A 23,701-nucleotide genomic window follows, 5' to 3' on the forward strand; every position below is an offset into this window, starting at 1 on the left:
TAGAATTGGGCTCCTGATATAATGCTGCGGTTAATCTGTTGTAGGTGTCATATTGGTAACTGTACTTTTTCAATACATCTTCTGACGAATTTTTCCAAATCATTTCAGTGATGTTTCCGTTGTAGTTTGCCTGTGCCACGGATGCATTGGAGGTAGATGCAAACTTCAGCTCATATCCGAAAAGATCGGTTCCGAGATTGGAGGGATTGTTTACTTTGGTTACCCAGCCCCGAATATTGTAAGTGTAGTCTATGCTTTGCAGATTATTGCCCACTTTTTTAGTGGTAACCTGTCCCAGATCATTATAGGTGTAATCAGAAAGAAGCTCTTCGGGATTACCATTTACCTGATGGTAATGCTGCTTCATTCTAAACTGGTCATCATACACAAACCTTTCTTTTATCACTATTTCAGAAGGGTCTGCATTGGTCTTTTTGTGATAGCTATTGGCTTTTAAAACGGCTCCCGAAAAGTCAAGCTGTTTTTCGGTATTGGTATAGCCTCCCAAATGATTAACGCTCCTGCTTCCTACCGGTCTCAGTAATGCATCATACCATATTTGTGAAGCAGACCAGCTGTCATCATCCAGATTTTTCACAAACGAGCTTGTCGGCATAGATTTCAGACTTCTGATGCTGTTTACCCCGTTGCTGGAAAAACTTTGTGATCCGTTGACCATGTAAAATTCCAAAACATCCGTATTAAGCGGATAAAAAGTAGGAGCAAGACCGGTTGCCGTATAAGAATCATAATAATTAACCGTGTAAGGAACAAATGCAGCAGTAGGATAGGCTGTATTGGTATAGAAAATTTGTTGCCCGTTCAGGGTAAATGATGCTGTATTTCTGTTTTCATTGTTCAGACCTTTTGCATTGGCATTGGTTTGCTCTTGAAGCCTTGTTCCTCCAGTAAATTTCCCTGTATAGACCACTCTTCCAAACTTGTCATAGCGGGAGAATAACCATCGGTTGGGCTGCTCGGTATTGTTTTTCATATTGGCATCCTGAGAAGCCACCACACGGTTTTGCTGGTCATACACGATGTATTCCCATCCTTTTCCGGGAAGTTTTTTCTCTACCTGTCTGAAACGGTTGTCATACACATACTGATAGCACAATTCATTTAAAATCTGTGAAGTGATGACATTATTGTTTGCGGCAATCTGCTGTTCGGCTTTCGGAGAAATTACAAACGCCAGCTGATTGTAAATATTGTAGACATAGTAAGTATCCAATTTTCCCGAACCAGTTCCTTTTCTCAGCAATATGGTTTGCCCCTCAGAGTTTTTAAACTCTGTGGTTATTTTGCCGTCTTCATCGGTTACAACGCTTTTACATAACTGATTGGGAGTATAGAATGTAATACTGCTAATGGTTGTCGTTAAAGTCGCATTTGCCCAAGATACATCGGTGTTATATCTTTTCACCTGATCAGATTCGATATTGGTGAGATACTGCATTTTGGTGGTATGCCCTGAAGACATTGCCCACTCTGTCCCGGGATTAGCCACTTCAAAGACCCTGGCTAAAGGGGAAGCTTCAATCTTCTGCTCAGTAAAAGCATTGGCAACCCCATAATAGGTATTGACATCGGCTTCCGTTGTGTTGTGTGCTGCATAGTTAGAAGTCGCCACAGGAATTGGCAGAAGTGTTTTAGACGATCTTCCCAACTCGTCATAGATAACAGGCGCCACAATATCTTTCCCTGAAACTGTTGCTTTTACCTGTATTACTTCCTTGGCTCTTCCCAGACCGTCAAAATATTGTACGGTTTCTGTTTTCTTGCTTCCGTCAGCTGAGAGATAGGTTTTTGTATAGATGTAATTTTCGTTGCTTGGCAATGTTTGCGCCCATATACAATGAGCCGCAAACAACAAAAATATGATAATAAGTTTTTTCATGATTCGTGTTAGTTTTTATAATTGTATAGGTGCTCTTTTACCGTATTTCCGTTTACATCTACCACTTTAAGAAGTCTGTTGAAAGAGTCATATTTATATAGTTCCATAAGCCCATTTGGTGGAATTGTGGTGGTGATTCCTACCAATGGATTGTAGGTATAGCAGGTAATCATAAAATTCCTAACAGCAGGATCATTTTTAAAAGTATTCAGAGCTGTAACAAGTGCCTGTTCTTTGGCTTCTTCTTGAGCCGGAGCAGCATCTGCATCTTCATTGGATGCGTTCACAATGGCAGTTATAAGATTCGCAGGAATATCCGAAAGTTTTGCACCTTCTATTTTTGCAATAGGAAGCGTTTTATTATATCCGTAAATAATCGTTGTTGAAACTCCACCCGAACCCGCATCTGGAAAAGCGGTAAACTGTACCGGGTTTCCTTTGTCATCATAGATATCATAAGAAGTACTTTTTAAGGTCTGGTTTAGATTATCCGGTAAAAAGCTAACCTGTGAAGTAGGATAGAAGTTAGCTGTATTCTCAAACTTCGTCTCTGATTTTGAAATGACTGTACCATTCTTTTTGGTTTCTACAGCCAATGGAATACTTTTCACATTGTTGGCGACAAATCTATTGACTCTTCCTTTGGGGTAAGTAATATTAGATTCTGTAACCGTCCCTTCTGCTCCTGTAGTTTTTTGATAAACAATATTGTAGTCACTTATATCTCTTGTAATTTCAGATGTGTTTGAATAATTACCTGATGGAGTGTAAATCGTAGAAATTGTTTTTTGATTCTGAACAATTCCGTTTCTGATGGCATCTATCGTTGCACCATAGTAATCTGCTACAGCAATGTAGGAGCTGCTTAGAGATCTCATATCTGAAATAATAGTGTCTTTTTGCACTAAGTGGTTATTGCTGTTATAGATTTCTTTTTTTTCAAGCAACCCATTAGACAAAATATTCACATAACGCATCTCGTTTCCTACAACTACCAGAGAATCCTGAGGATTCTGAACTGCTTCAGTTTTATCAAAAAGTGTTTTGTAATAATATTTTGCATATCCTTTGTTTTCCCCAACCGTTTCCTTCACATTTTTGTAGACAACGGTCTGTACATCTTCAATGTTATTAAGATAACCGCTTGTTTTATTGCTTCCGTCAAAATTCTTGTATTCATATTTTCTTGTTAATGCTTCCGCCACAACATTATTGTCAAGATATTCGATTTTTTTGATACGAACTCCTTTTCCGGTTATATAATTTTCCACAGGCAAAAACTTATACCTTACCCTTTTAATAATAACAGTACCTTTTCCTCCGGTACCACTAATTGAGAATGTGTTTTGCCCTGGTGGATATTTTTTGTATCCACTGTTCCCATCAACTCCTCCGGTTAATGTACCATTGATAAAATAATTCCCATCTCCGGGCTGGATTGGTCCGTTGGTATACAGCTCACCTACTGCCAAATGAAACAGAAGATAGCTGTGTCCATCAGTTTCATCAGGATTAGACGGAAGCGTAAATGTCTTTACATTAGAACCAGACTGTACATCAAACGGATAGGTGAGAATATCTTCATAATACTGAGCTTCTCTGTCTTTCACTTCGTAGGGTGGTAGAGATGTGGCATAATCGGGAGAGCTTTTATCTACGAAATATTGATTGGGTTCAAAAGTGTATTTTACTTCAGTCCCGTTAGAATATTTGATACTTTGCAATAGCCCAATTCCTAAATATTTAGGATTTTTATATTCTTCAGGAAAACATTTGTATGATTGATCAAAATTCGGATATTCTGTCCAGTAATCCAAGAAATCAAAATTATTTCCGGGATAGAACATAGGATATTTAATCTCAGTCGTTTCATACGAAGTGCCTGTTCCATATCTCAAAACCTTGTTCAATAATCTTTTTGATTGCTCTTCTTGGGTAAGGCAACCATAGTTAGGTCCCTGAGCGATAAATCCTAAAGGGTAATTAATAGGAGTCTCTGTTGATTGCATTACATATTTCTCGATTTGCTTACCTGCTTTGTTTCTAAGTTCCACGGAGTTTAATCTAAAAGAATCCTGGTATGATTTTCTATCATTCGCATTAAATGTGTAGTCAAAATGAATACTTCCAAAATCTGGGGAAGTAATTTTACTCGGTTTTAATAGTTTTACAGGAATCTGAATGTAATTGGGGGTATTGATGTATCTGGGTACTGTGTAATTATCCTGTTGATATTCAAACACTGCTACCTCATTTCCATTGGCATCATCAATTTTTGTGAGATAATAACATCCTGTAAATGCATTATTCATGCCTCCATTTCCATCCTGAAAATAATAAGAATTATCCAGCGTCTCAAAATAATAAGAAATCCCGTTTTCGTCAATAATCTTAAATTTATAAAGATTGGTTCCCGTTTCTGTGGCAGAAATCTTATACTGATTCTCTGTAATTTTAGAAAGTATCTGATCTCTAAACTGAAAACTTCCTGCTTTACCTAAAAAACTAAAATGATATTTATCGGTAGGGATTCCGTTAGCAGGATTTACTTCCCGGTAAATAAGATTAACGGATCCCGATAAGTTCCATCCTAATCCCACATCACTTGCCTTGCTTTCCATAAATGTATTGTTGGGATGATAGCTTAATCCAAGATTAAAAGAAACATTTTTATCATGAGTTGCTAATGAAAAGAATGGAATTCCTATTTCAGGAATACCTGTAGAAAGCGCTGAAGGAGATTTAATTTTGCTGGCAATACCTGAAGCCGATGGGGCTGTGATATTTAATCCCGGTATGGTAGACTCGTATGCCTGACCTATAACGGCAAGATTTATCAGGAATAGTAATATTGTTAAAATTTTTTTCATCATGTTTTATTTTTTTATCAATTTAGCATTCGCAGTTTTCTCAGTATCCGTTTTCACAACAATCAGATAAGCTCCCTGAATCAAATTCTGCGTATTTATCTTTGTTACTTTATTCTTAGTTTTCAGACTTTGCAATTGTCTTCCGCCCATATCATAAAGAATAATCTCCGCTTCCTTAAAATCAAAACCAACTTCTACATAACAGTAATCTGAAACCGGATTCGGATAAATCTTAATATCCTGCTTTTCGATTAGCTGATCAATCTGGCTGTCTCCCAATTTCACAATCTTCCAGTTTTCTTTTCCCAATTCTTCAGCACTCGTTCCTGCCAAGACAATCGAACCGTCCTTGTTCATCTTCAGATCAGAAAGTCTTTCCTCTTTTTTTCTCGATTCTCCTTTTACGTGTTTTCTCCACTGCTCATTGCCATTATTATCAATATATAACATCCAAAACGTTTCATCATCGGCTTCAATTCTTCCTTCCGCCTGAGTGTAACCGCCCAGCAAAACGCCTTTGGTTGATGGCTGTCGGTTGTCGGTTGATGGTTTGCCGCTGATCACATTCATGCTCATCAGAATATCACGGTTTTTAAAATTATACGATTTCTGCCACTGTTCATCACCTTTTGTATTTAAAGAAATTAACCAAATGTCTGTTCCTTCTTCAATTCCGACGGTTTTATTTCCTGATCTTTCAGATCTCGATTCTCCGCCAATGATATATCCTGATGAAGTAAAAGCCATGGTTCTTAAATGATCATCTCCTTTACCTCCGAAATTCTTTTCCCATTCCACTTTTCCGTCGTTGTTCAGCTTTACAATCCAGAAATCGCCTTCTCCGAAATTGTTGGTGGTTTTTGGTTGATAGCTGATCGTCGAACTTCCATCCTCCCGCTTCCCACTTCCGGCATATTCTGAACTTCTGGAATACATCCCCAGCAAAGCACCTCCGTCCGGAGTTGGAATCATTTTTTCCACTTCATCCAAACCTCTTCCACCTAAAATCAGTTCCGAAAGAACTTTCCCATTTTTATCCAATGTGGTCACCGTGACATCTTTAGAGCCAAAACCGTTGCGTGAATTCTGAACATTTCCTGCCACCATAAATCCAAAATTAGTGGTTTGAATGACAGACTTTGCTTCTTCATCTTGTGAAGTTCCCAAGGTTTTTTGCCAAAGCTCGTCTCCGAATTCATTGATTCTTATCAGCCAGACATCAGAACCACCTTTAGAGTCATCTTTTTTATCTAAACCTTTTCCTGAGAATGAAGTTCCGGCTAAAAGAAAACCTCCTTCCTGTGTAGCAACTGTTGCCGATAAAAAATCATGATTCTGTCCTGAGAAATACTTTTCCCAAACTTCCTTCCCTTGTTGGTCAAGTTTTACCAAATGGAAATCGTAACCGTTGTTTTGGTTGTTGGTTGATAGTTGTTGGTTTTTGGTCTGAATGGAACTACCTGTGATAAGATATTGCTGGTCGATGGTTGTGGTAACCTGCGAAAGAAAATCCTGCGTAGAGGATTTAATGTCTTTCTGCCACAAAACTTCTTGGGCTGAAAAGCCCGTGACAGCACATAAAAAGTATGCACTCATGTAGAGTTTTTTCATAATTTGAGCTTTTATGATTATTAAATTTTTGCTAATATAAAACTATATTTATTTCCTGCTATGAGGAAAACCATAAGGTTGGTTAAAAATTGATGATTTTTTAATTTTAAATGTTCTTTTTTCCATTTCATCTGTTTGTGTTGATGTTATAACCTACTTTAATGCAAATATCAATCGCAAATACGACAAACGATGACGTAGTATTTTTAATTCAAAACTTTCTTTTATTAAACTGATTTTTGATTATAGAAAATAAGAAAGGCGCAGAGCAGAAGTCGATCCGTATTAGAGGCACCGCGAAGAGCCCAAAGACCAGAAAGACTACGCCCGCGCCAGTAGTTGACACAGGCGTAAGTCTATCAAAATTTGGTCTTTTAGAGAAAATTCGCGGTTTTCTAATACCAATTATGATAGCTTACGCTTTTATTTTTTTCGTTAAAATCTATTGCGAATATAATAAATATTTTTAAAATTTCATCATTGCATTAAATATGATGATTTATAAGACGTAATTTAATTGGGTAAATATTATGATAAATTAATAATTAAGAAAACAAATCTGAAATAAACTCACACAAAATGCATTTAATTTAAATAATTATATCCCTACCTGTATTGAATATAATTATTTTTATATATTTGATTCACAATTAAAAAACATAAAAATGGCAGAAAGTAAAAACAACATTGTAACCCACGGATTAAGTGGAAAAGTAGGAGATTTATTGGTGTTCAGCCAAAGAAACGGAAAAACCATCGTTTCAAAAGCTCCGAAAGAACGAACAGGTGAACTTTCGGATAAGCAGGAAGCACACAAACTAAGATTCCAAAAAGCAGTCTTATATGCAAAAGCAGTTTTGAATGATCCGGTTAAAAGACAATTGTACGAGGCTAAGTCTGATAATTCTATTGGGATGAGCACCTATAACGTAGCTGTCGCCGATTTATTAAACGCTCCGGACATTGAAGAAATCAACCTATCTGGATATACAGGGAATCCTGGAGATATTATCAAAATTATGGCTACAGATGATTTTGGAGTCGTATCAGTCAATGTGAAAATAGAGAACGCAGATGGAAGTCTGGTAGAGCAGGGAGCAGCAGTAAATAATGGTGCCGAGTGGATTTATACTGCAACAGCATCCAATCCTGATTTAGCAGGTGATAAAATCACAGTAACGGCATCTGATGCACCTGCCAATTTGACAGAAGAGACCAAAACATTATAATATCAAGAAAACGATGAAGGGTACAGAAAGGGTACAGCGACTGTACAGCGATAGTCTTGCAAAATAATATGTCAAAATGACAAAACCCACCGAAGTTCGGTGGGTTTTATTATATAAATTTTCTTAAAATTAATTAATCAATTCAAATCTCGCATACTCAGCGATTTTCTTAGGAAGCTTAATTCCCTCTTCTGTTTGGTTATTTTCAAGCAAAGCCGCCATAATTCTCGGTAACGCCATTGCAGAGCCATTCAAAGTATGAACCAATTGAGATTTTCCGTCTGCTTTATAACGGCACTTCAATCGGTTTGCCTGGAACGTCTCAAAATTTGAAACAGAACTTACTTCCAGCCATTTTTCCTGAGCAGCACTCCAAACTTCAAAATCATACGTCATTGCTGAAGCAAAACCTGTATCGCCACCACACAATCTCAACACTCTGTAAGGCAATTCAAGGTCTTCCAAAATCCCTTTGATATGCACTACCATTTCTTCGAGAACAGCATAAGAATTTTCAGGCTTTTCGATTCTTACAATTTCTACTTTTTCAAACTGGTGAAGACGGTTCAAACCTCTTACATGAGCTCCGTAACTCCCCGCTTCTCTTCTGTAACATTGTGAAAAAGCCGTATTTTTAATCGGAAGATCTTTTTCATCCAACAAAACATCACGGTATAAATTCGTTACCGGAACTTCCGCGGTTGGAATTAAATATAAATCATCTGCATTAATATAATACATCTGACCTTCTTTATCGGGCAACTGCCCCGTTCCGTACCCAGAAGCTTCATTTACAACGTGAGGCGGATTTACTTCAAGATAACCAGCATCAACATTTTTATCTAAGAAATACTGAACCAAAGCTCTCTGCAATCTTGCGCCTTTCCCGAAATACACAGGAAAACCGGCTCCGGCAATCTTTACCCCCAATTCAAAATCGATAAGGTTGTATTTTTTTGCCAGTTCCCAGTGAGGAATAGCTCCCTCTCCCAGACCTTCCACATCGTGAGACTGATAAATTATTTCGTTATCATCTGCTGAAACACCTGCTTTTACCAATTCGTAAGGAACGTTTGGAATTTGATATAAAATATCAAGCAATTTTTTTTCGATAGCCTCCAATTGAGATTTCAACTCTGCGCTCGACTCTTTAAACTGTGCTGTTTTAGATTTGGATGATTCTGCTTCTTCTCTTTTTCCTTCTTTCATTAAAATACCAATTTCTTTGGAAATTTTATTGATTTCGGAAAGTTGCGAATCTAATTCAAACTGAATTTTCTTTCTTTCTTCATCGGTAACGATAGCCTCGTCTACCAACTCAAGATTCTTGAATTGTCTTTTCTGAAGACCTTCTAAAACGCGTTCTTTATTGTCGCGCAAAAATTGAACCTGTAACATAAATTAGTTGTTGGGTGTTTGATGATAGGGTTTTGATGTTACTTAATGAAAATAAACGTGTTTAAATTCAATCATTAAGACATCATACATCCCGCAATTGTGCAAATTTAAGATTATTTTATGATTGTAACCCTATTGGGTTGATCCTGAATTTTGGTAAAAACCAATTGATTGTTGTAAAGTACTCTTGAGACTTCAAAAACATTAGCAGATGATCGGTAAAATATCTCGAGTCTGTCTAAAACTACAGGAGCATTCTGTGTATCAGACAATTTTTTGATTAAAGAAACTTCCAGATCAGATTTATAGATTTTACTTCCATCGGCTGCATCTTCTACAAATTCTCTGGTCGCTCCGGAAATATATTCTAAATTATAAATCGAATCGGTAATAACTTCTTTACGAGACATACTTACTGGAGCATCGTCTTTAGGCGCTAATTCGTCATTGAAACCTACTGTCGTATAAGAACCAATTTTATTCGGAACCAACAAATTATTACCCGAAGCATCCTGAATGTAGATGTTCATAATCTGGTCAATTTTCTGCAGAGAATCTTCATCACTTCCGCAGCTGAGAAGTGTAAGACCGAAAAGCATCAATAAGGGAAATAATTTCTTCATTACCACAAAGATAAAATATTAATGAAAAAGAAGTTTACTCATTTTCAAAATATTTCTGATACCAAAGTTCAAAAGTTACCAATTGCCAGATTTTCACACAGTCGTATTCATTTTTTTGATTACTCCACCACTCATCAATAACTTCAGAATTAAAAAAGCTTCTCTTCTTTAAACTTTCCAAATTCTCTACAATAAAAGCTCTGACTTTAGGTTCAGTCTTAATGAAATGCGATAAAGGAAAAGAAAATCCACGTTTTGGCATTTGTAAAATCCGGGAAGGAAGATACTTTTCAGCAACTTTTCTTAACAATGGTTTATTTTGAATTCCGTTGTAGCGTAATTTTTCAGGTAAAGAAGAAATATAGTCGATCAAATCGTTACTCAGATAAGGATAACGGAATTCTACCCCATATTTCATTGCACTTAAATCATCTCTGAAAACATGATGTGAAGACAAAGAATATTTCATATCATATTCAAAAAGTCCCTGATAATCTTTGGCTTCAGACAACTTTTTATTCTTTAAATCGGTTTGAATTGAATTAAAAATATTCTTCACAAAAACAGATTTAGCTTCAAATGGTTTCATTCCGACCTGGCTCTGTCTGAAAAAATCCAGCATATCATCCTGAGAAAAGTAATTTTTAACTTTTTTAGAAAAATCATCATTTGTGAAAATAAAATGACGGATAAAATTTAACTTCCTTATTGAAAGCCATTTATTCAGTTTCAAAGAATGGGAATATCCTGCAAAAAGTTCATCGGCACCGTTTCCGCTTAAAACAACTTTAAAACCAAGATTCTTTGCATATTCTGCAGCGTTCATCAACACTTCCAAACTGCTGTAAGGTTCTTCAAAATGCTGAATATTTTCTTTTAATTGATTTAAAATTTCATCATCTGAAACTTTTTTAACATGATGTTCAATATCAATTTTTTCAGCTAACAAAGATGCATTTTCAACTTCACTTTCTGAAAACTGATAAGAAATGGTGAATGCATTAATATCATCTTTAAAAGGTTTTGATTTCGCAGTAATCAATGTAGAATCGATTCCACCGCTCATCATACTTGTGACAGGAACGTCTGCAAAAAGCTGCTCTTTTACACTTTCAGAAAGGAGTTGATTGACTTTTGCAACCGCTTCTTCTTCCTTTATATTTTCATCTTGAACAGAAGGAAAACTCCAATAAAACTGTTTTGATGTCGTTAAATTATTTAAATCTAAACTTAAAAAAGAAGCCGGCTCTAAAGAAAATATATTCTGAAAACAGGTTTCCGCAGCTAAAGTGGTCTGAAAAAGAAAATTGGTATAAACTCCGTTCCAATTGATTTCAGGTTTGATGAATTCATTTTTCAGAATAGATTTTATTTCTGAAGCCCAAACTAAAACAGCATCATTTTTAAAATAAAATAAAGGTTTTAAACCGATTCTGTCTCTTCCAAGAATAAGTTTCTGCTCATTTAAATCAATCAAGGCAATTGCAAACATCCCATCAAACTTAGAAAACATCTCAGTTCCCCACTCTTCGTAAGATTTTAAAATAACTTCCGTATCCGAATTGCTTACAAACTGATAATTTAAATCTTCAAGTTCTTTTCTGATCTTTTTAAAATTATAAATCTCACCATTGAAAGTGATTGTAATTTTTTCATCGTCAGAAAGCATCGGTTGATGACCTTTTTCAGACAAATCAAGAATCGAAAGTCGACGAAAACCTAAAGCAATTTTTGAAGAATTTTCATTTAGAACAGGAAAATTTTCTTTGATTTTCTGTGTAGAATCATGTCCTGAGAAAGATTTGCCATAAAAGCCATCAGAAATCCAGAAACCTTCATCATCCGGACCCCGGTGACGGATTGCATTATTCATCTCTAAAATATTTTTAGAAGAAATTTCTTTCTTAAATGAATAATAACCGCAGATTCCGCACATAATTTAAAGCTTTTTAGATTCGTAAAAATACGCAAACATCGGCAAAATACCTGATAAACTGAGACAACCCAATGTCACATACGAGACACCAATTAACCCATATTGAGGAATAATTACATACAAACTTACAGAAGTGAGTAGCAGCATAAAAACTGAAATCACCAAATTCCAAATTGGCTTTCCGATCGAAGCGAGCATGTAGACAAACAAAACCCTGAATAAAAGAGATGCAACCGCTCCACCAAGAAGTATCCTGTAAATCTCTGTGTTTTTGTACTGTGAGCCAAAAATTGACAGAATTTCGTTTTCAAAGAAAAAACCAATTCCTAAAATGACAATACTTAGAATCGCAAAAAGCTTCCAGTAATTGAAAATAAAATGATATTGGTATTTTCTGTCTTTATGATGCTGACAAAGTTTAGGATATTCGGTCTGCATAAAAATAAAACCTAAAACCAAAATATTCATCGGAATCATCGAACTGACTTTATAGTTTGCCACATCATGATCGCCCATTAATAATCCGATAAAAAATATATCAAGAATGAAAACGAGTTCACCGATTTGTGTAGTTAAAGCTGTCGTCCAGGAAAATCTCCAGAATTCTTTTGTCGTAAAATCTTTGAATTGATGTTTTTTTAAAGAAAAATTTAATTTAAAATCATAAAAAAACAGGAAGAATGGAGCGAGACATAAACTTGCAATAAACCCCTTCATTCCTGAAAAATGAGTCATAACAACTCCTAAAATCAGTGCAGCCACCGAAAGAAAAATATCGAGTTTCGCGAAAGACTGATTATCATGTTGAGCTCGATATTCTGCTTTTTTTTGTTCGACAAGATAAATTCCTAAAAACCGAATGCTGAAAAGTGCGATGAGTTCTATTTTTGAAATTTCATTCCAATACAGCAACAACGCTGCTGAAAACATGATTCCGGTTAGAACACAATTGTAAATCAGACCGTAAGAAAATGCGTACCTGAATAATATTGTTTTAGATTTTTCATCTTTTATAACAGATCCGAACCTCAAAACTCCCTGTGAAGCGCCAAAACCCGAAAATGCGAGAAAAATTGTAAGAAAATTGAGCCCAAAGGTGACAACACCAAAATCTTCTTTGGTTAAAATCCTAGCAACAAATATGGTGAGCAGAAAAGCAGAAAGCCTTGAAATGAGAAGTGATGAGCCCACCCAAATTCCTTTTTTTGCAATAAAATCCTGTATGAAAGCTTTCATGATTGCAGGACCTCACGATAGTTTTTATCAAATTTTTCTGAAATCGCTTTTTTGCCAAAAGTTTTTACGGCATAAAGATGCATTTCATCAGTTGGTGCAATTTCAGTTTTATATTGAAGATAGTTTTCTAATGCTTTATAAAGACTTTCAGAATCCTCTTTTTCAATTAAAACCCCAAATTTATCCGGAAAAAATTCAGAAATCCCACCTACATCAGAACTGAAAACAAATAAGCCCACACTCATGGATTCACTGATTACACAAGGCTGATTTTCATACCTGCTGAACAAAACAAAAGCATCATGATCTTTCATTTTCTTGGCTACTTCCGCATGAGAAAGTGTAGAAAAATAATTTATTTTATCAACTAAATCATGTTTATGTATAAAATCAGCGATAGGTTTAGTGTCGCCATCTCCGCCAATGGAAAGTTCAAATTCGTATCCATTTTTATGCAGTTTCAGAAAAACATCCAAAATAGCCGGAATATTTTTCATGTAAGTCAGGCTTGATATATGGAGAAATTTGGTTCTTTTCCCGTCATCATTCCTGAGTTTAAAAACATCAGTATCTACAACATTTGGAATTATTTCTATGGGCGTTTTTACTCCATTATTTCTGATTCCTCTTTCGAGTCTTTCACAAACAGGTAAAATTTTTGACGCATTGTTACCAATAACTTTTGCAATAAAATTTCCCACGAAACCTAAAGAATCTGAAGCATTTTCCTGAAATGCAGTCCAATGTTCGGTAATAACATAGGGAATCTTAAATTTCTTCTTTAAATAGACCGCAAAAAGCATCGAATTGTGCATTACATTGGCATGAACTACATCAGGTTTTCTCATTTTTGAAAATCCTAATTGGTAAGATTTCATACGACGGTAAAAATTCTGAATCGGATTCTTTGAATTTTTATAATATATAATTAAGGTTCTGATCCCATTAATAATATTCTCTTCTACTCTATACTTTTCTTTCTGATAAAAATCTCCGATGGAATGCAATATTTCAACGTCGTTCAGAAGAGCTGCTGCTTCGGCATGACGTTGTACAAAATTCCCATTTGTAGGCTCTACCTCACTTGGAAACCACGAAGAAATAAAGAGTATTTTCAAAAAAATTATTTTATCGTAACAGCCCAGCTTTTGTTAAATGGCAAAAGGAAATTTCCTAAAAACTCAAGATAGGTATTTTTAGAAAAATCGAAAACTTCAATCTCTTTTGAGAGTTCACCGTTTCTGATTTGATTTTTAAAATCTATTAACTTTAGCGTTTTTACTTCGCCATTTTCTACAAAACTGGCTTTCATTCTGTCGAACAATCCCAATTGATATTCTGCATCAATTTCTCTCATTATTTTACCTAAAGCATCGATACTGCATCCTGAAGCCATTTCTTTTTCTTCATCTACACAGATAATGATAAACTGATTTTTTTCGATTTTAAACGATGAGGAAAGTGGTTTTCCGTGCGCTGCCCAACCTGCTAAAAAGTCGTATAATTTTTCGGTAATTACCTTAGCTTCTTTTGTACTAAAAGGTCTCGAGGCTGGATATATGATAACTCTGTAATCGTTTGCTTCAACAATATTAGATTCTTCAATTTTCATTTTGCATAAATTAAAGTATAAAATTACGCAATTTTCCTGAGTTTAAAACCATCATATTTTTTGCTTAAAACGTAAAGAAGAACCATAAAAAGTAAGACTACAAATCCCAAAAAGAATCTCAAAGTCCCACCATCAGGAAAGAAAACAAATTTTATATAAATATTTGCAAAAAACAAAATTGCCAAAATCCTCATCCACAAGTCTTTTGAAAAATAGAAAATCAAGAAAACCAAAACGAAAGAAACCAGTGTTATTCTTTTAAAATTGATCAATTTAAAAATTAAAATATCCCAATATTGTTTAAAAGTAAAATCTGCTTTTTCGGCTGATATAACAACTCTTCTTGAGATAAAACTGTCATAAAAAACATCTTTCCAACCTGGATAATGATGTATTTTAATAATAAAAATATAAATTGAAACGAAAAGGAAACCTTGTAAAATTAAGTGGTAATTGATTTTTTTTGACTCATTAAAATATTCATATATGAAACGAACAAACAGAAAGCTCAATGCAAATAAAATATAATCAGGTCGTATTAAAACACAACACAGCAAAAAGACAAATTGAATTAAGCTACTTCTCTTTTGCAAAACACTTATTACAAAAAGCATCATGAACACAAGCAAAAACATATCGGGTGTAGGATTTTCTGCCATTCCTCTCATAGCGGGAATCCACATCACAAAAAGTGACAGAACCGGAGCGATAAAATAATTATCTGGAAAAAAATATTTCAGAAATAAAAACAGAAGAATTCCGGAAATAAAATAAGCAATAATATTGACTAACAATACAGAAGAAGGTCCCGAAAACCCGCATTTATACAAAACATACACTGCAGCATTAAAGCCAACTTTTATTTTATAATAAGGAATTTGTTCAGAAAATGCGCTGTAATTTTTCTCGAAAACTTTATTGGGTAAATTTAAACCCACAATATCGCTGTACTTTTCTTGCGGAGCTTCCCTTTTCATACTGGAATAAGTAAGCTCATGTACTTTTTGAGGATGATCAGGATAATCCCAAGAGTAAATACTGCCCAAATAACCAGGCATATCCCAATCGTAAACTCTATTTTGATAACAGGAATAAGTAAGAAAACTTAGTCCAAGAATAAATAAAAGAAAGGATAAACCCCATTTTAATTTCATAAACACAAGATTTATCCTTTCAGGAAAACTTTTATAGATCTTCAGCTTCTGCCAAAAGTTCTACAATATCTTTTACTTCTACTTCGTGATTTTTATTAAAATGCTTCACACCATCTGTTAACATCGTATTGCAGAAAGGACAACCTGTTGCAATCACTTTGGGCTCGAAAGATAAAGCCTCTTCAGTTCTTTCAATATTGATGTCTTTATTCCCTTTTTCAGGTTCTTTAAACATCTGTGCTCCACCCGCTCCACAACAAAGACCATTGGTTTTGCAACGCTTCATTTCAATTAATTCGGCATCAAGTTTTTCCAAGAGTTCTCTTGGAGCTTCATACTCACCGTTTGCTCTTCCCAAATAACATGGGTCATGAAAAGTAATTCTTCTGCCTTTGAAAGTTCCGCCTTCAATTTTCAACCTGCCTTCATTCATCAATTGTCTTAAAAACTGAGTGTGATGAATTACTTCATAATTCCCGCCTAAATTCGGATATTCATTTTTAAGTGTATTAAAACAGTGCGGACAAGCCGTAACGATTTTTTTCACGTCGTAAGCATTCAGAACTTCAATGTTTGTCATGGCCATCATCTGGAAAACAAACTCGTTTCCTGCACGTTTTGCGGGATCACCGGTACAGCTTTCTTCCTGTCCTAAAACAGCAAATTCAACTCCTATTTTATTTAAAATTTTGCAGAAAGCTTTGGTTATTTTTTTGGCTCTGTCATCGAAACTTCCAGCACATCCTACCCAGAAAAGAACTTCTGGAGATTTGCCTTCCATTGCGTATTCCGCCATTGTTTTTATATTGAAATCCATATCAGCTTCAAATTTATCAATATAACATTGTAACAGTTTATCAATGATGTTACATCGCTATATTTATTATTGTTTGATTAATTAGTCTTTTGCCCAATTCAGACGGTCAGCCTGATTGTATTGCCAAGGTGCGGCATTGTTTTCTACGTTGGTCATCATCAGGTTTAATTCCTGTGGCGCTGCCGACTGTTCCATTACCAGGAATCTTCTCATTTCAAAAATAATAGATAGCGGATCTAAAAGTACCGGACAAGCCTGTGTACAAGCATTACAGGTTGTACAAGCCCAAAGTTCTTCTTTCGTGATATAATCATTCAACAACTTTTTGCCGTCATCTTCAAACTTTCCGTTTTTATCAATATTTTTTCCAACTTCTTCCAAACGATCTCTGGTTTTCATCAAAATCAATCTCGGAGACAGTTTCTTGCCTGTAATATTTGCCGGACAAACCGAAGTACATCTTCCGCATTCTGTACAAGAATAGGCATTTAAAAGCTGAACCTGATTTAAATCAAAAATATCTTCTGCTCCAAATTTTGAAGGAGCTTCTTCCGCACCTTCTGCCGGTGCAGTATAAGGATCTGCATTCGGATCCATCATCAATTTGATTTCTTTGGTAACTGATTCAAGATTATTAAACTTTCCATACAAATCCAGATTTGCGTACCAAGTACTCGGAAAAGCAAGAATAATATGTAAATGTTTAGAATAATAAAGATAATTCATGAAGAACAAGATTCCCACAAAGTGAAACCACCATGCTCCTCTTTCAACAACTTCTAAAAATATATTGTCGAAACTGAAAATCTCTAAAAACGGAACTAAAGTTATTTGACTGATTGGAAAACTTCCATGCTCTTCTAAAACTCCTCTTTGCTGTAAAATGAAATCAGAAGAATTCATCGTGAAGAAAGCGACCATTAAAGCAAATTCGATAATTAAAATCCAGTTGGCATCATTTTTTGGCCATCCGAAAAGTTCTTTCATCGTTAATCTTTTCACTCCGTAAAAATTTCTACGGATAAAGAAAAGTACAACTCCAATAATTACTAAAAGTGCTAAAATTTCTAATGTTGCCGTAAAAAAGTTATAAAAAGTATGCCCGAAAATTGTTGCTAAAAAACGGTGAGTTCCGAAGATACCGTCAATAATGATTTCAATTAATTCGATATTAATAATAACAAAACCCACATAAACAAAAAGGTGAAGAATTCCCGCAATAGGTCTTGCAGACATTCTGCTTTGTCCCATTGCAACTCTTGCCATGGTTTCCCAGCGCTCAGCTTTTCTGTCACTTCTGTTGATTTCTCTTCCTAATCTGATGTTCCTGTAGATTTTCAGAAGACTTTTTCCAAATAATCCGAAACCTGCAATAAGTAAAATCAGGAATAATACATTATCAAGATACTGCATAGCGTAGATTTTAGTCTTTACTGTTCTTACCGAAAACTGAGAAATTGATGTATCTCTTAGGATTGGCTTTCATATCTTCAATTAAAGAATTCAAGTTGGTAGAAGCAGAATTCAGATTGTTATATAACTGATCGTCTTTCATGATTTTACCTAAACTTCCTTCGCCTTTGTCAATTCCAGAAACTACACTATTCAACTTACCAACTGTTTGATCCAAATTAGCAATGGTTTGATTCAACTGTTTTGTATCAATACTTTCTGCAAGATTTCCGTATTTATCTAAGGTAACTTTACCACTTTTCATGGTAAGACTTGCCTCGTCTAAAACTTTCTGAAGTTTAGGATCGTTGTTTCCAACCAGTCTGTTTACGCTTCCCGCAGTTGTTTCTAATGCACCAACAGTTTTGTTTAAATTATGAAGCAAAGCTTTGATTTCTTCTCTGTTTTGAGCATTCATCACCATATTCGCATTTGCCATCAAAGAATCTACTCTATGCAAAACAGTTTGCAACTGATCTTTTACCGGGCCAACCTGAGAAGAAAGACTGTTCATCATTCCCAATTTGAAAGCACCTTTTAAAGTATCTCCGTCTTTTGCAGTAGGACCGCCATAAAAAAGATTAACTCTCATCTCTTTACCGCCCATTAAACTAGGTTCAAAAATCTCAAGATTAGAGTTTTTTGAAAATTCAAAATTATCATCAACAGTAATTTTAACAATAAAATGAATTTTTCCATCTTTAGATGTTTGAGGAAGGATTTTGTCAACCTGCCCTACTTTCAAACCATTAATGGAAACTGGGGAAGATTGTGTTAAACCTTCCACATTATCATATTTTGCGTAAAATATATTGTCGGTAGTAAAAAGGCTTCTACCTTTCATAAACTGAAATAAAATCACGAAGCCAATAATGGCCAAAAGCGATATTAAACCAGCTTTTAATTCTTTACTGAATTTCACTTGTTAAATTTTTTCTAATGTTAGCAAATATAGTACATTTTAAATTAATGTATCTCTTTATTGCTCTGCGTTAAATACAAAAAAAGCGCCAAAATAATTTTGACGCTTTTATATTTTTAAATCAGATTCTTATTGTTGATTTCCAATTTTGCTCCAGATTTCGATTCTATAATCATCGATATCTGCATTATCTTGTAAACTCTTCAACCAAGCCTGACCAAACATTCCTTGATTTCTCTGAGTAACAGACTCTGTAAACTGTTTTGCATCTCCTGGTTGCTTGTTTACAGTTTCGTTTTTCTTAACGATAACATAAACTCCAGTTCCACCTTCAATTGGGTTTGAAGTTTTACCTTTTGCAATACCAAATGCAGCACCTGCAACTTTAGGCTCCATTGCTCCAGCTACAGAAGGGTTAAGCATATTAACCTGTGCAGACTGTTTTGTTGTAGCAAAAGTTTTAGCAACTTGATCTAAATTCCCTGCTTTTCCGATTTTCTCTGAAATCTGTTTTGCAGCCATTTTATTTTGAACAATTGTTTCAATTTGCTCTCTTACAGATTCAGGATCTGCAAGACCTTTTTCTTGTTTTCCGTTTAAGTAAACAACAATTTTATCACCTGTCCCTTCTACTGTAAAGAATTCTGTATCTCCTTTTTCTCTTTTCTTATCGAAAGCCCAAGCAATGATTTCTCCATCTTTATCAGTTCCCAAACCTTGCAACTGACCGTCAAATCTTTTTGCTGTTTTAGCATTAGAATATTGGTAGTTTGATTTTTTAGCAATATTCACGAAATCGTTGTAAGATTTTCCTTGAATTTGTTGGATAAATCTTCTTGCTTTTTTATCAACTTCAGCTTCAGTAGCATCAGAAGGCTTGATTGTTTTTACGATGTGTGCAACTTTATACCCCATCGTTCCAGCTTTTTTATCTTCGATATTGATAATATGGTAACCGAAAGCTGTTTCAGCTAAACCAGTTGTTCCTTTAGGATTATTAGCCAAAAATGCTAAATATCCCGGAGCAAACTGACTTTGAGGAGTCGTCCAACCCACACTTCCTTTTCTTTCAGCAGCACCTGGCTCGTCAGAAAGCTTAAGACCTTCAGTAAATTTCGCAGGATTAGCTTTAATTCCTGCCATTAAACTATCAGCAATTTTCTTAGCTTCTTCTTTTGATCTTGTTGCCGTAGACCTTTCAGCACCTTTATAAGCGATTAAGATATGATTTGACAATGTAGAATCAGACGGTTTTTTATCAACTAATTTAGAAAGTACATAAAGATTCTGCTCTTTGTAAGGACCAAAAACTTGTCCGATTGCAGCAGTTTCGATTTTACCTTGTAAACCTTGAGGCATTTGGTTTGCCTGAACATATGTATTATTGTAAGGCATATCAGAATTTGCCATTACAAACATAGAATCGTTTGTTGTGTTTTGGAAATTTTCCTTTCCTCCACTCGCATCAGTACCTCCTGAAAAGATTTTTGTAATATCTTTTTGTACCGCAGCTTCATCAGCAGGACTAGGCTTAGAAGGGAAAAATGCAATTCCTAAGTTTCTGCTTGGTTCAGTTTTAAATTGAACCGGATGCTCGTTGATATATTTTGATAAATCTTCAGTCGTAACTTTGATTTTATTTTTCTGAAGATAAGAAGCATAATCAACTTTCACGAAATCAATATCAGCAAGCTGATCTCTTTCTTTCATTAATTCTTCAGCTTCTTTTTTACCAGTTGTGATTCCTGTAGAAATATTAGCAAAAACCTGTCTTGCCATTATTCTGTACTCAATAGTTTTTTTTGTTTTCAGCCATTGACTGTACGCTTCAGGATTGGTATTTTGCAAAGTTTCAACTTCTTTCTTCAATTCCTGAAGTTTGAAATTACCTTTTTCGTCAAACAACTGTTGATTCTGAGCAAACATTTGATCATACTGAATTTGATTCCAGAACAAATCATCTGTCATTTCAAAGCCCATTTTTTCAAATTGCTGCTTTACCAATTTCGATTGTACAAGCAATTGCCAAGCCTGCTCTTCAAGTCCGGTTTTTGGTTGCTGTTGTTGCTCAGCTTGCTGCTGTAATACGAAAAGCTGATCATTATACTCTTCACGGGTAATTTTCTCACCATTTACTTTTCCTAAAACATCAGGGTTTTTTCCGAAAACCTTATCAATACTGTCAGGATTTACCAAAAAAGCCAAAAGTGCTAATGCAATAACTCCCATCAATAGCCAAGGTTTACTTCTAATCTGTCCTAAAATTGCCATTTTATAAATATAGTTTTTATATCAGTGTGCGAAAATACACATTTTTAAGAAATTACAGAAATATAAGTCGTGTTTTTAATTTTTAAAATTCAATTACTATTAAAATGGAAATTTTGACCGTATTTTTTAACGATTAAGAAATGGCATTAATCTTGACAAATTTATGCAGAGTTCATATATCATGCTTTTTTGAAGCATATTGTGAAATATCATTATAACGAATTTAACTGAAAATGACAATTTGTCATTCGATTTATTATGACAGAATTTGAAGATATAAATTTTGAGGATATTCTTGGTGAGGGTTTTAATATTGTAGCCGAAGAAATCAATCTTTCTGACTTGAGTGTTGACAACGATAAAAACTCAGATCAAGACATTTTCCCGATACTTCCTGTAAGAAATATGGTGATGTTTCCGAATGTGGTAATTCCTATTACTGCAGGAAGAAAAACATCCATTCAATTGCTTGAAGAAGCTCAGCAAAACGGAGAGTATATTGGAATTGTAAGCCAAAAAAACTCAGATATTGAGCAGCCAACTGAAAAAGATCTTTATCAAACAGGAACTTTAGCAAAGATTATTAAAATTATTAAACTTCCTGAAGGAAATATTACTGCAATTACAAAAGGTTTTCACAGGTTTAAAATCAAAAAAATTGTAGATTCTAAGCCTTATTTTAAAGCTGAAATTACCAAGTTAAAAGATGTAAAAGCAAAAAACAAAGAAGAATATGAAGCATTATTGGAAAATGTAAAAGATCTAGCCTTAAAAATTATTGAACTTGATCCCAACATTCCAAATGCTGCAAATTTTGCAATAAAAAACATCAGTAACAATGATGATCTGTTAAATTTCATCAGTACAAATGCTAATTTTCCATATTCTGAAAAGCAAAAACTTCTGGAGGAAAAAAGCTTAATGCAAAGAGCAAATACTTGCTATGAAATGATGCACGAAGATTTCAGAAAGCTGGAATTGAGAAATCAAATTCATCAGAAAACTTCAAAAGATCTTGATAAACAACAACGAGAATATTTCTTAAACCAACAAATCAGAACGATTCAGGATGAATTGGGTGGTGGTCCGGAAAGCGACATTGAAGATTTACTGAAAAAAGCAAAAGATAAAAACTGGAACGCCGAAGTTGAAGAGCATTTCCAAAAAGAAATCGGAAGACTACAGCGTCAAAACCCGAATTCGCCGGATTATAATGTGCAAAGAAATTATTTAGATTTCTTTACAGATTTACCTTGGGATACTTTCACAAAAGATACTTTTGATATTGAAAAAGCTCAGAAAGTTTTAGACAAAGCTCATTTTGGTTTAGAAGACATCAAAAAAAGAATTTTAGAGCACATGGCTGTTTTAAAATTAAAAAACAATATGAAATCCCCTATTCTACTTTTGGTAGGACCTCCGGGAGTTGGTAAAACTTCGCTTGGAAAATCGGTTGCCGATGCTTTGGGAAGAAAATATGTGCGAGTTTCTTTGGGCGGACTTCATGACGAAAGTGAAATTCGTGGTCACAGAAAAACCTATATCGGTGCGATGGCAGGAAGAATTCTTCAATCCATTAAAAAATCCGGAACATCAAATCCTGTGATTGTCTTAGACGAGATCGACAAAGTAGGAAAAGGAATGCACGGCGATCCAAGTTCAGCTTTACTTGAAGTTCTTGACCCAGAACAAAACAATGCTTTCTACGATAATTTCCTTGAAATGGGTTATGATTTGTCTAAAGTGATGTTTTTGGCTACGGCAAACTCGCTTTCCACAATCCAGACTCCGCTGTTGGACAGAATGGAAATCATTCAGATTGCCGGATATACTTTGGAAGAAAAAATCGAGATTGCCAAGAGACATTTAATTAAAAAACAACAAGAAGAAAACGGTTTAACGGCAAAATCTTTCAAATTAGGAAATCCTGAATTAAAACATATCATTGAAGCACATACTTCGGAAAGCGGTGTAAGATCTTTAGAAAAAAGAATTGCCGGAATTGCTCGTTGGGTTGCCCTGCAAACTGCTATGATGAAAGACTATGATGCTAAAATTTCCGTGGAAAAAGTAGATGAAATTCTAGGTGTTCCTAGACCGAAAAGCTTGTCTGAATTAACAGATGTTCCAGGTGTTGTAACCGGATTGGCGTGGACAAGTGTCGGAGGAGACATTTTATTTATCGAAAGTATTACCAGCACGGGAAAAGGAAATCTTACCATGACCGGAAATCTGGGGACGGTGATGAAAGAATCTGCAACGATTGCTTTGGAATATATTAAAGCTAAACATGAAGATTTAGGAATTACAGAAGATGATTTAGAAAAGAAAAATATTCACGTTCACGTTCCGGAAGGCGCAACTCCAAAAGACGGACCTTCTGCCGGAATCGCAATGCTGACTTCTATGGTTTCTACATTCAGAAATAAGAAAGTAAGACCTCATCTGGCAATGACCGGAGAAATTACTTTAAGAGGAAAAGTGCTTCCTGTAGGCGGAATTAAAGAAAAACTCCTTGCCGCAACGAGAGCCGGAATTAAAGAAGTAATTCTTTGCGAAGCCAACAGAAAAGACGTAGAAGAAATCAAACAGGATTATCTGAAAAATCTTAAAGTAAACTACGTGAATTGGATGACTGAAGTTCTTGAACTGGCTATCGAAAAATAAAAT

At 35.0% G+C, this 23,701-nt stretch carries 16 protein-coding genes; 2 read left to right on the forward strand and 14 right to left on the reverse strand.

Features of this window, described 5'->3' with window-relative positions:
- The 3 genes from OEA66_RS19275 to OEA66_RS19285 all read right to left on the reverse strand — a co-directional run.
- The coding region (locus OEA66_RS19275) for a DUF6443 domain-containing protein (protein WP_267282939.1) at positions 1 to 1,900 on the reverse strand (1,900 nt) is incomplete at its 3' end.
- An 8-nt stretch (positions 1,901 to 1,908) separates the two neighbouring features.
- On the reverse strand, positions 1,909 to 4,773 hold the full coding sequence (locus OEA66_RS19280) for a hypothetical protein (RefSeq protein ID WP_267282940.1): 2,865 nt from the start codon (positions 4,771 to 4,773) through the stop codon (positions 1,909 to 1,911).
- 3 nt (positions 4,774 to 4,776) lie between these two features.
- Positions 4,777 to 6,381, reverse strand: coding sequence for a T9SS type A sorting domain-containing protein (locus tag OEA66_RS19285; RefSeq protein WP_267282941.1), 1,605 nt, complete (start codon positions 6,379 to 6,381; stop codon positions 4,777 to 4,779).
- A gap of 665 nt (positions 6,382 to 7,046) precedes the next feature.
- Between OEA66_RS19285 and OEA66_RS19290 the strand changes: the two genes are divergently transcribed.
- Positions 7,047 to 7,610 carry a hypothetical protein gene (locus OEA66_RS19290; RefSeq protein WP_267282942.1) on the forward strand — a complete coding sequence of 188 codons (564 nt, stop codon included), beginning with the start codon at positions 7,047 to 7,049 and terminating at the stop codon, positions 7,608 to 7,610.
- Between the two features lie 129 nt (positions 7,611 to 7,739).
- Here OEA66_RS19290 and serS read toward each other — a convergent pair whose 3' ends face one another.
- The 11 genes from serS to OEA66_RS19345 all read right to left on the reverse strand — a co-directional run bounded on the left by serS (position 7,740) and on the right by OEA66_RS19345 (position 21,031).
- Entirely contained in the window at positions 7,740 to 9,008 is a 1,269-nt protein-coding gene (gene serS, locus OEA66_RS19295; RefSeq protein WP_267282943.1) for a serine--tRNA ligase, read from the reverse strand.
- Positions 9,009 to 9,121: 113 nt separating this feature from the next.
- Positions 9,122 to 9,631, reverse strand: coding sequence for a hypothetical protein (locus OEA66_RS19300; RefSeq protein ID WP_267282944.1), 510 nt, complete (start codon positions 9,629 to 9,631; stop codon positions 9,122 to 9,124).
- 34 nt (positions 9,632 to 9,665) lie between these two features.
- Entirely contained in the window at positions 9,666 to 11,567 is a 1,902-nt protein-coding gene (gene asnB / locus OEA66_RS19305) for an asparagine synthase (glutamine-hydrolyzing) (protein WP_267282945.1), read from the reverse strand.
- A 3-nt stretch (positions 11,568 to 11,570) separates the two neighbouring features.
- Positions 11,571 to 12,803 (reverse strand): oligosaccharide flippase family protein, encoded by a 1,233-nt coding sequence (locus OEA66_RS19310; RefSeq protein ID WP_267282946.1) that lies wholly within the window; start codon positions 12,801 to 12,803, stop codon positions 11,571 to 11,573.
- Complete coding sequence (locus tag OEA66_RS19315; protein ID WP_267282947.1) at positions 12,800 to 13,921, reverse strand: glycosyltransferase; 1,122 nt, start codon at positions 13,919 to 13,921, stop codon at positions 12,800 to 12,802. Before OEA66_RS19315 ends, OEA66_RS19310 begins: the two co-directional genes overlap by 4 nt.
- 5 nt (positions 13,922 to 13,926) lie before the next feature.
- On the reverse strand, positions 13,927 to 14,415 hold the full coding sequence (locus tag OEA66_RS19320; RefSeq protein WP_267282948.1) for a hypothetical protein: 489 nt from the start codon (positions 14,413 to 14,415) through the stop codon (positions 13,927 to 13,929).
- A 23-nt stretch (positions 14,416 to 14,438) separates the two neighbouring features.
- Positions 14,439 to 15,569 (reverse strand): hypothetical protein, encoded by a 1,131-nt coding sequence (locus OEA66_RS19325; protein WP_267282949.1) that lies wholly within the window; start codon positions 15,567 to 15,569, stop codon positions 14,439 to 14,441.
- Between the two features lie 31 nt (positions 15,570 to 15,600).
- Positions 15,601 to 16,386: a (Fe-S)-binding protein gene (locus OEA66_RS19330; RefSeq protein WP_267282950.1), complete on the reverse strand. Its 786-nt coding sequence runs from the start codon at positions 16,384 to 16,386 to the stop codon at positions 15,601 to 15,603.
- 81 nt (positions 16,387 to 16,467) lie between these two features.
- On the reverse strand, positions 16,468 to 17,799 hold the full coding sequence (locus OEA66_RS19335) for a 4Fe-4S dicluster domain-containing protein (protein ID WP_267282951.1): 1,332 nt from the start codon (positions 17,797 to 17,799) through the stop codon (positions 16,468 to 16,470).
- A gap of 10 nt (positions 17,800 to 17,809) precedes the next feature.
- On the reverse strand, positions 17,810 to 18,760 hold the full coding sequence (locus OEA66_RS19340) for an MlaD family protein (protein WP_267282952.1): 951 nt from the start codon (positions 18,758 to 18,760) through the stop codon (positions 17,810 to 17,812).
- Between the two features lie 129 nt (positions 18,761 to 18,889).
- Complete coding sequence (locus tag OEA66_RS19345; protein WP_267282953.1) at positions 18,890 to 21,031, reverse strand: peptidylprolyl isomerase; 2,142 nt, start codon at positions 21,029 to 21,031, stop codon at positions 18,890 to 18,892.
- Between the two features lie 258 nt (positions 21,032 to 21,289).
- Here OEA66_RS19345 and lon point away from each other — a divergent pair, with 258 nt between their 5' ends.
- Positions 21,290 to 23,698, forward strand: a complete 2,409-nt coding sequence (gene lon / locus OEA66_RS19350; protein WP_267282954.1) for an endopeptidase La — start codon at positions 21,290 to 21,292, stop codon at positions 23,696 to 23,698.
- Positions 23,699 to 23,701 lie beyond the last annotated feature (3 nt).

The organism is Chryseobacterium luquanense (assembly GCF_026460945.1).
In the GTDB taxonomy this organism is placed as follows: domain Bacteria; phylum Bacteroidota; class Bacteroidia; order Flavobacteriales; family Weeksellaceae; genus Chryseobacterium; species Chryseobacterium luquanense.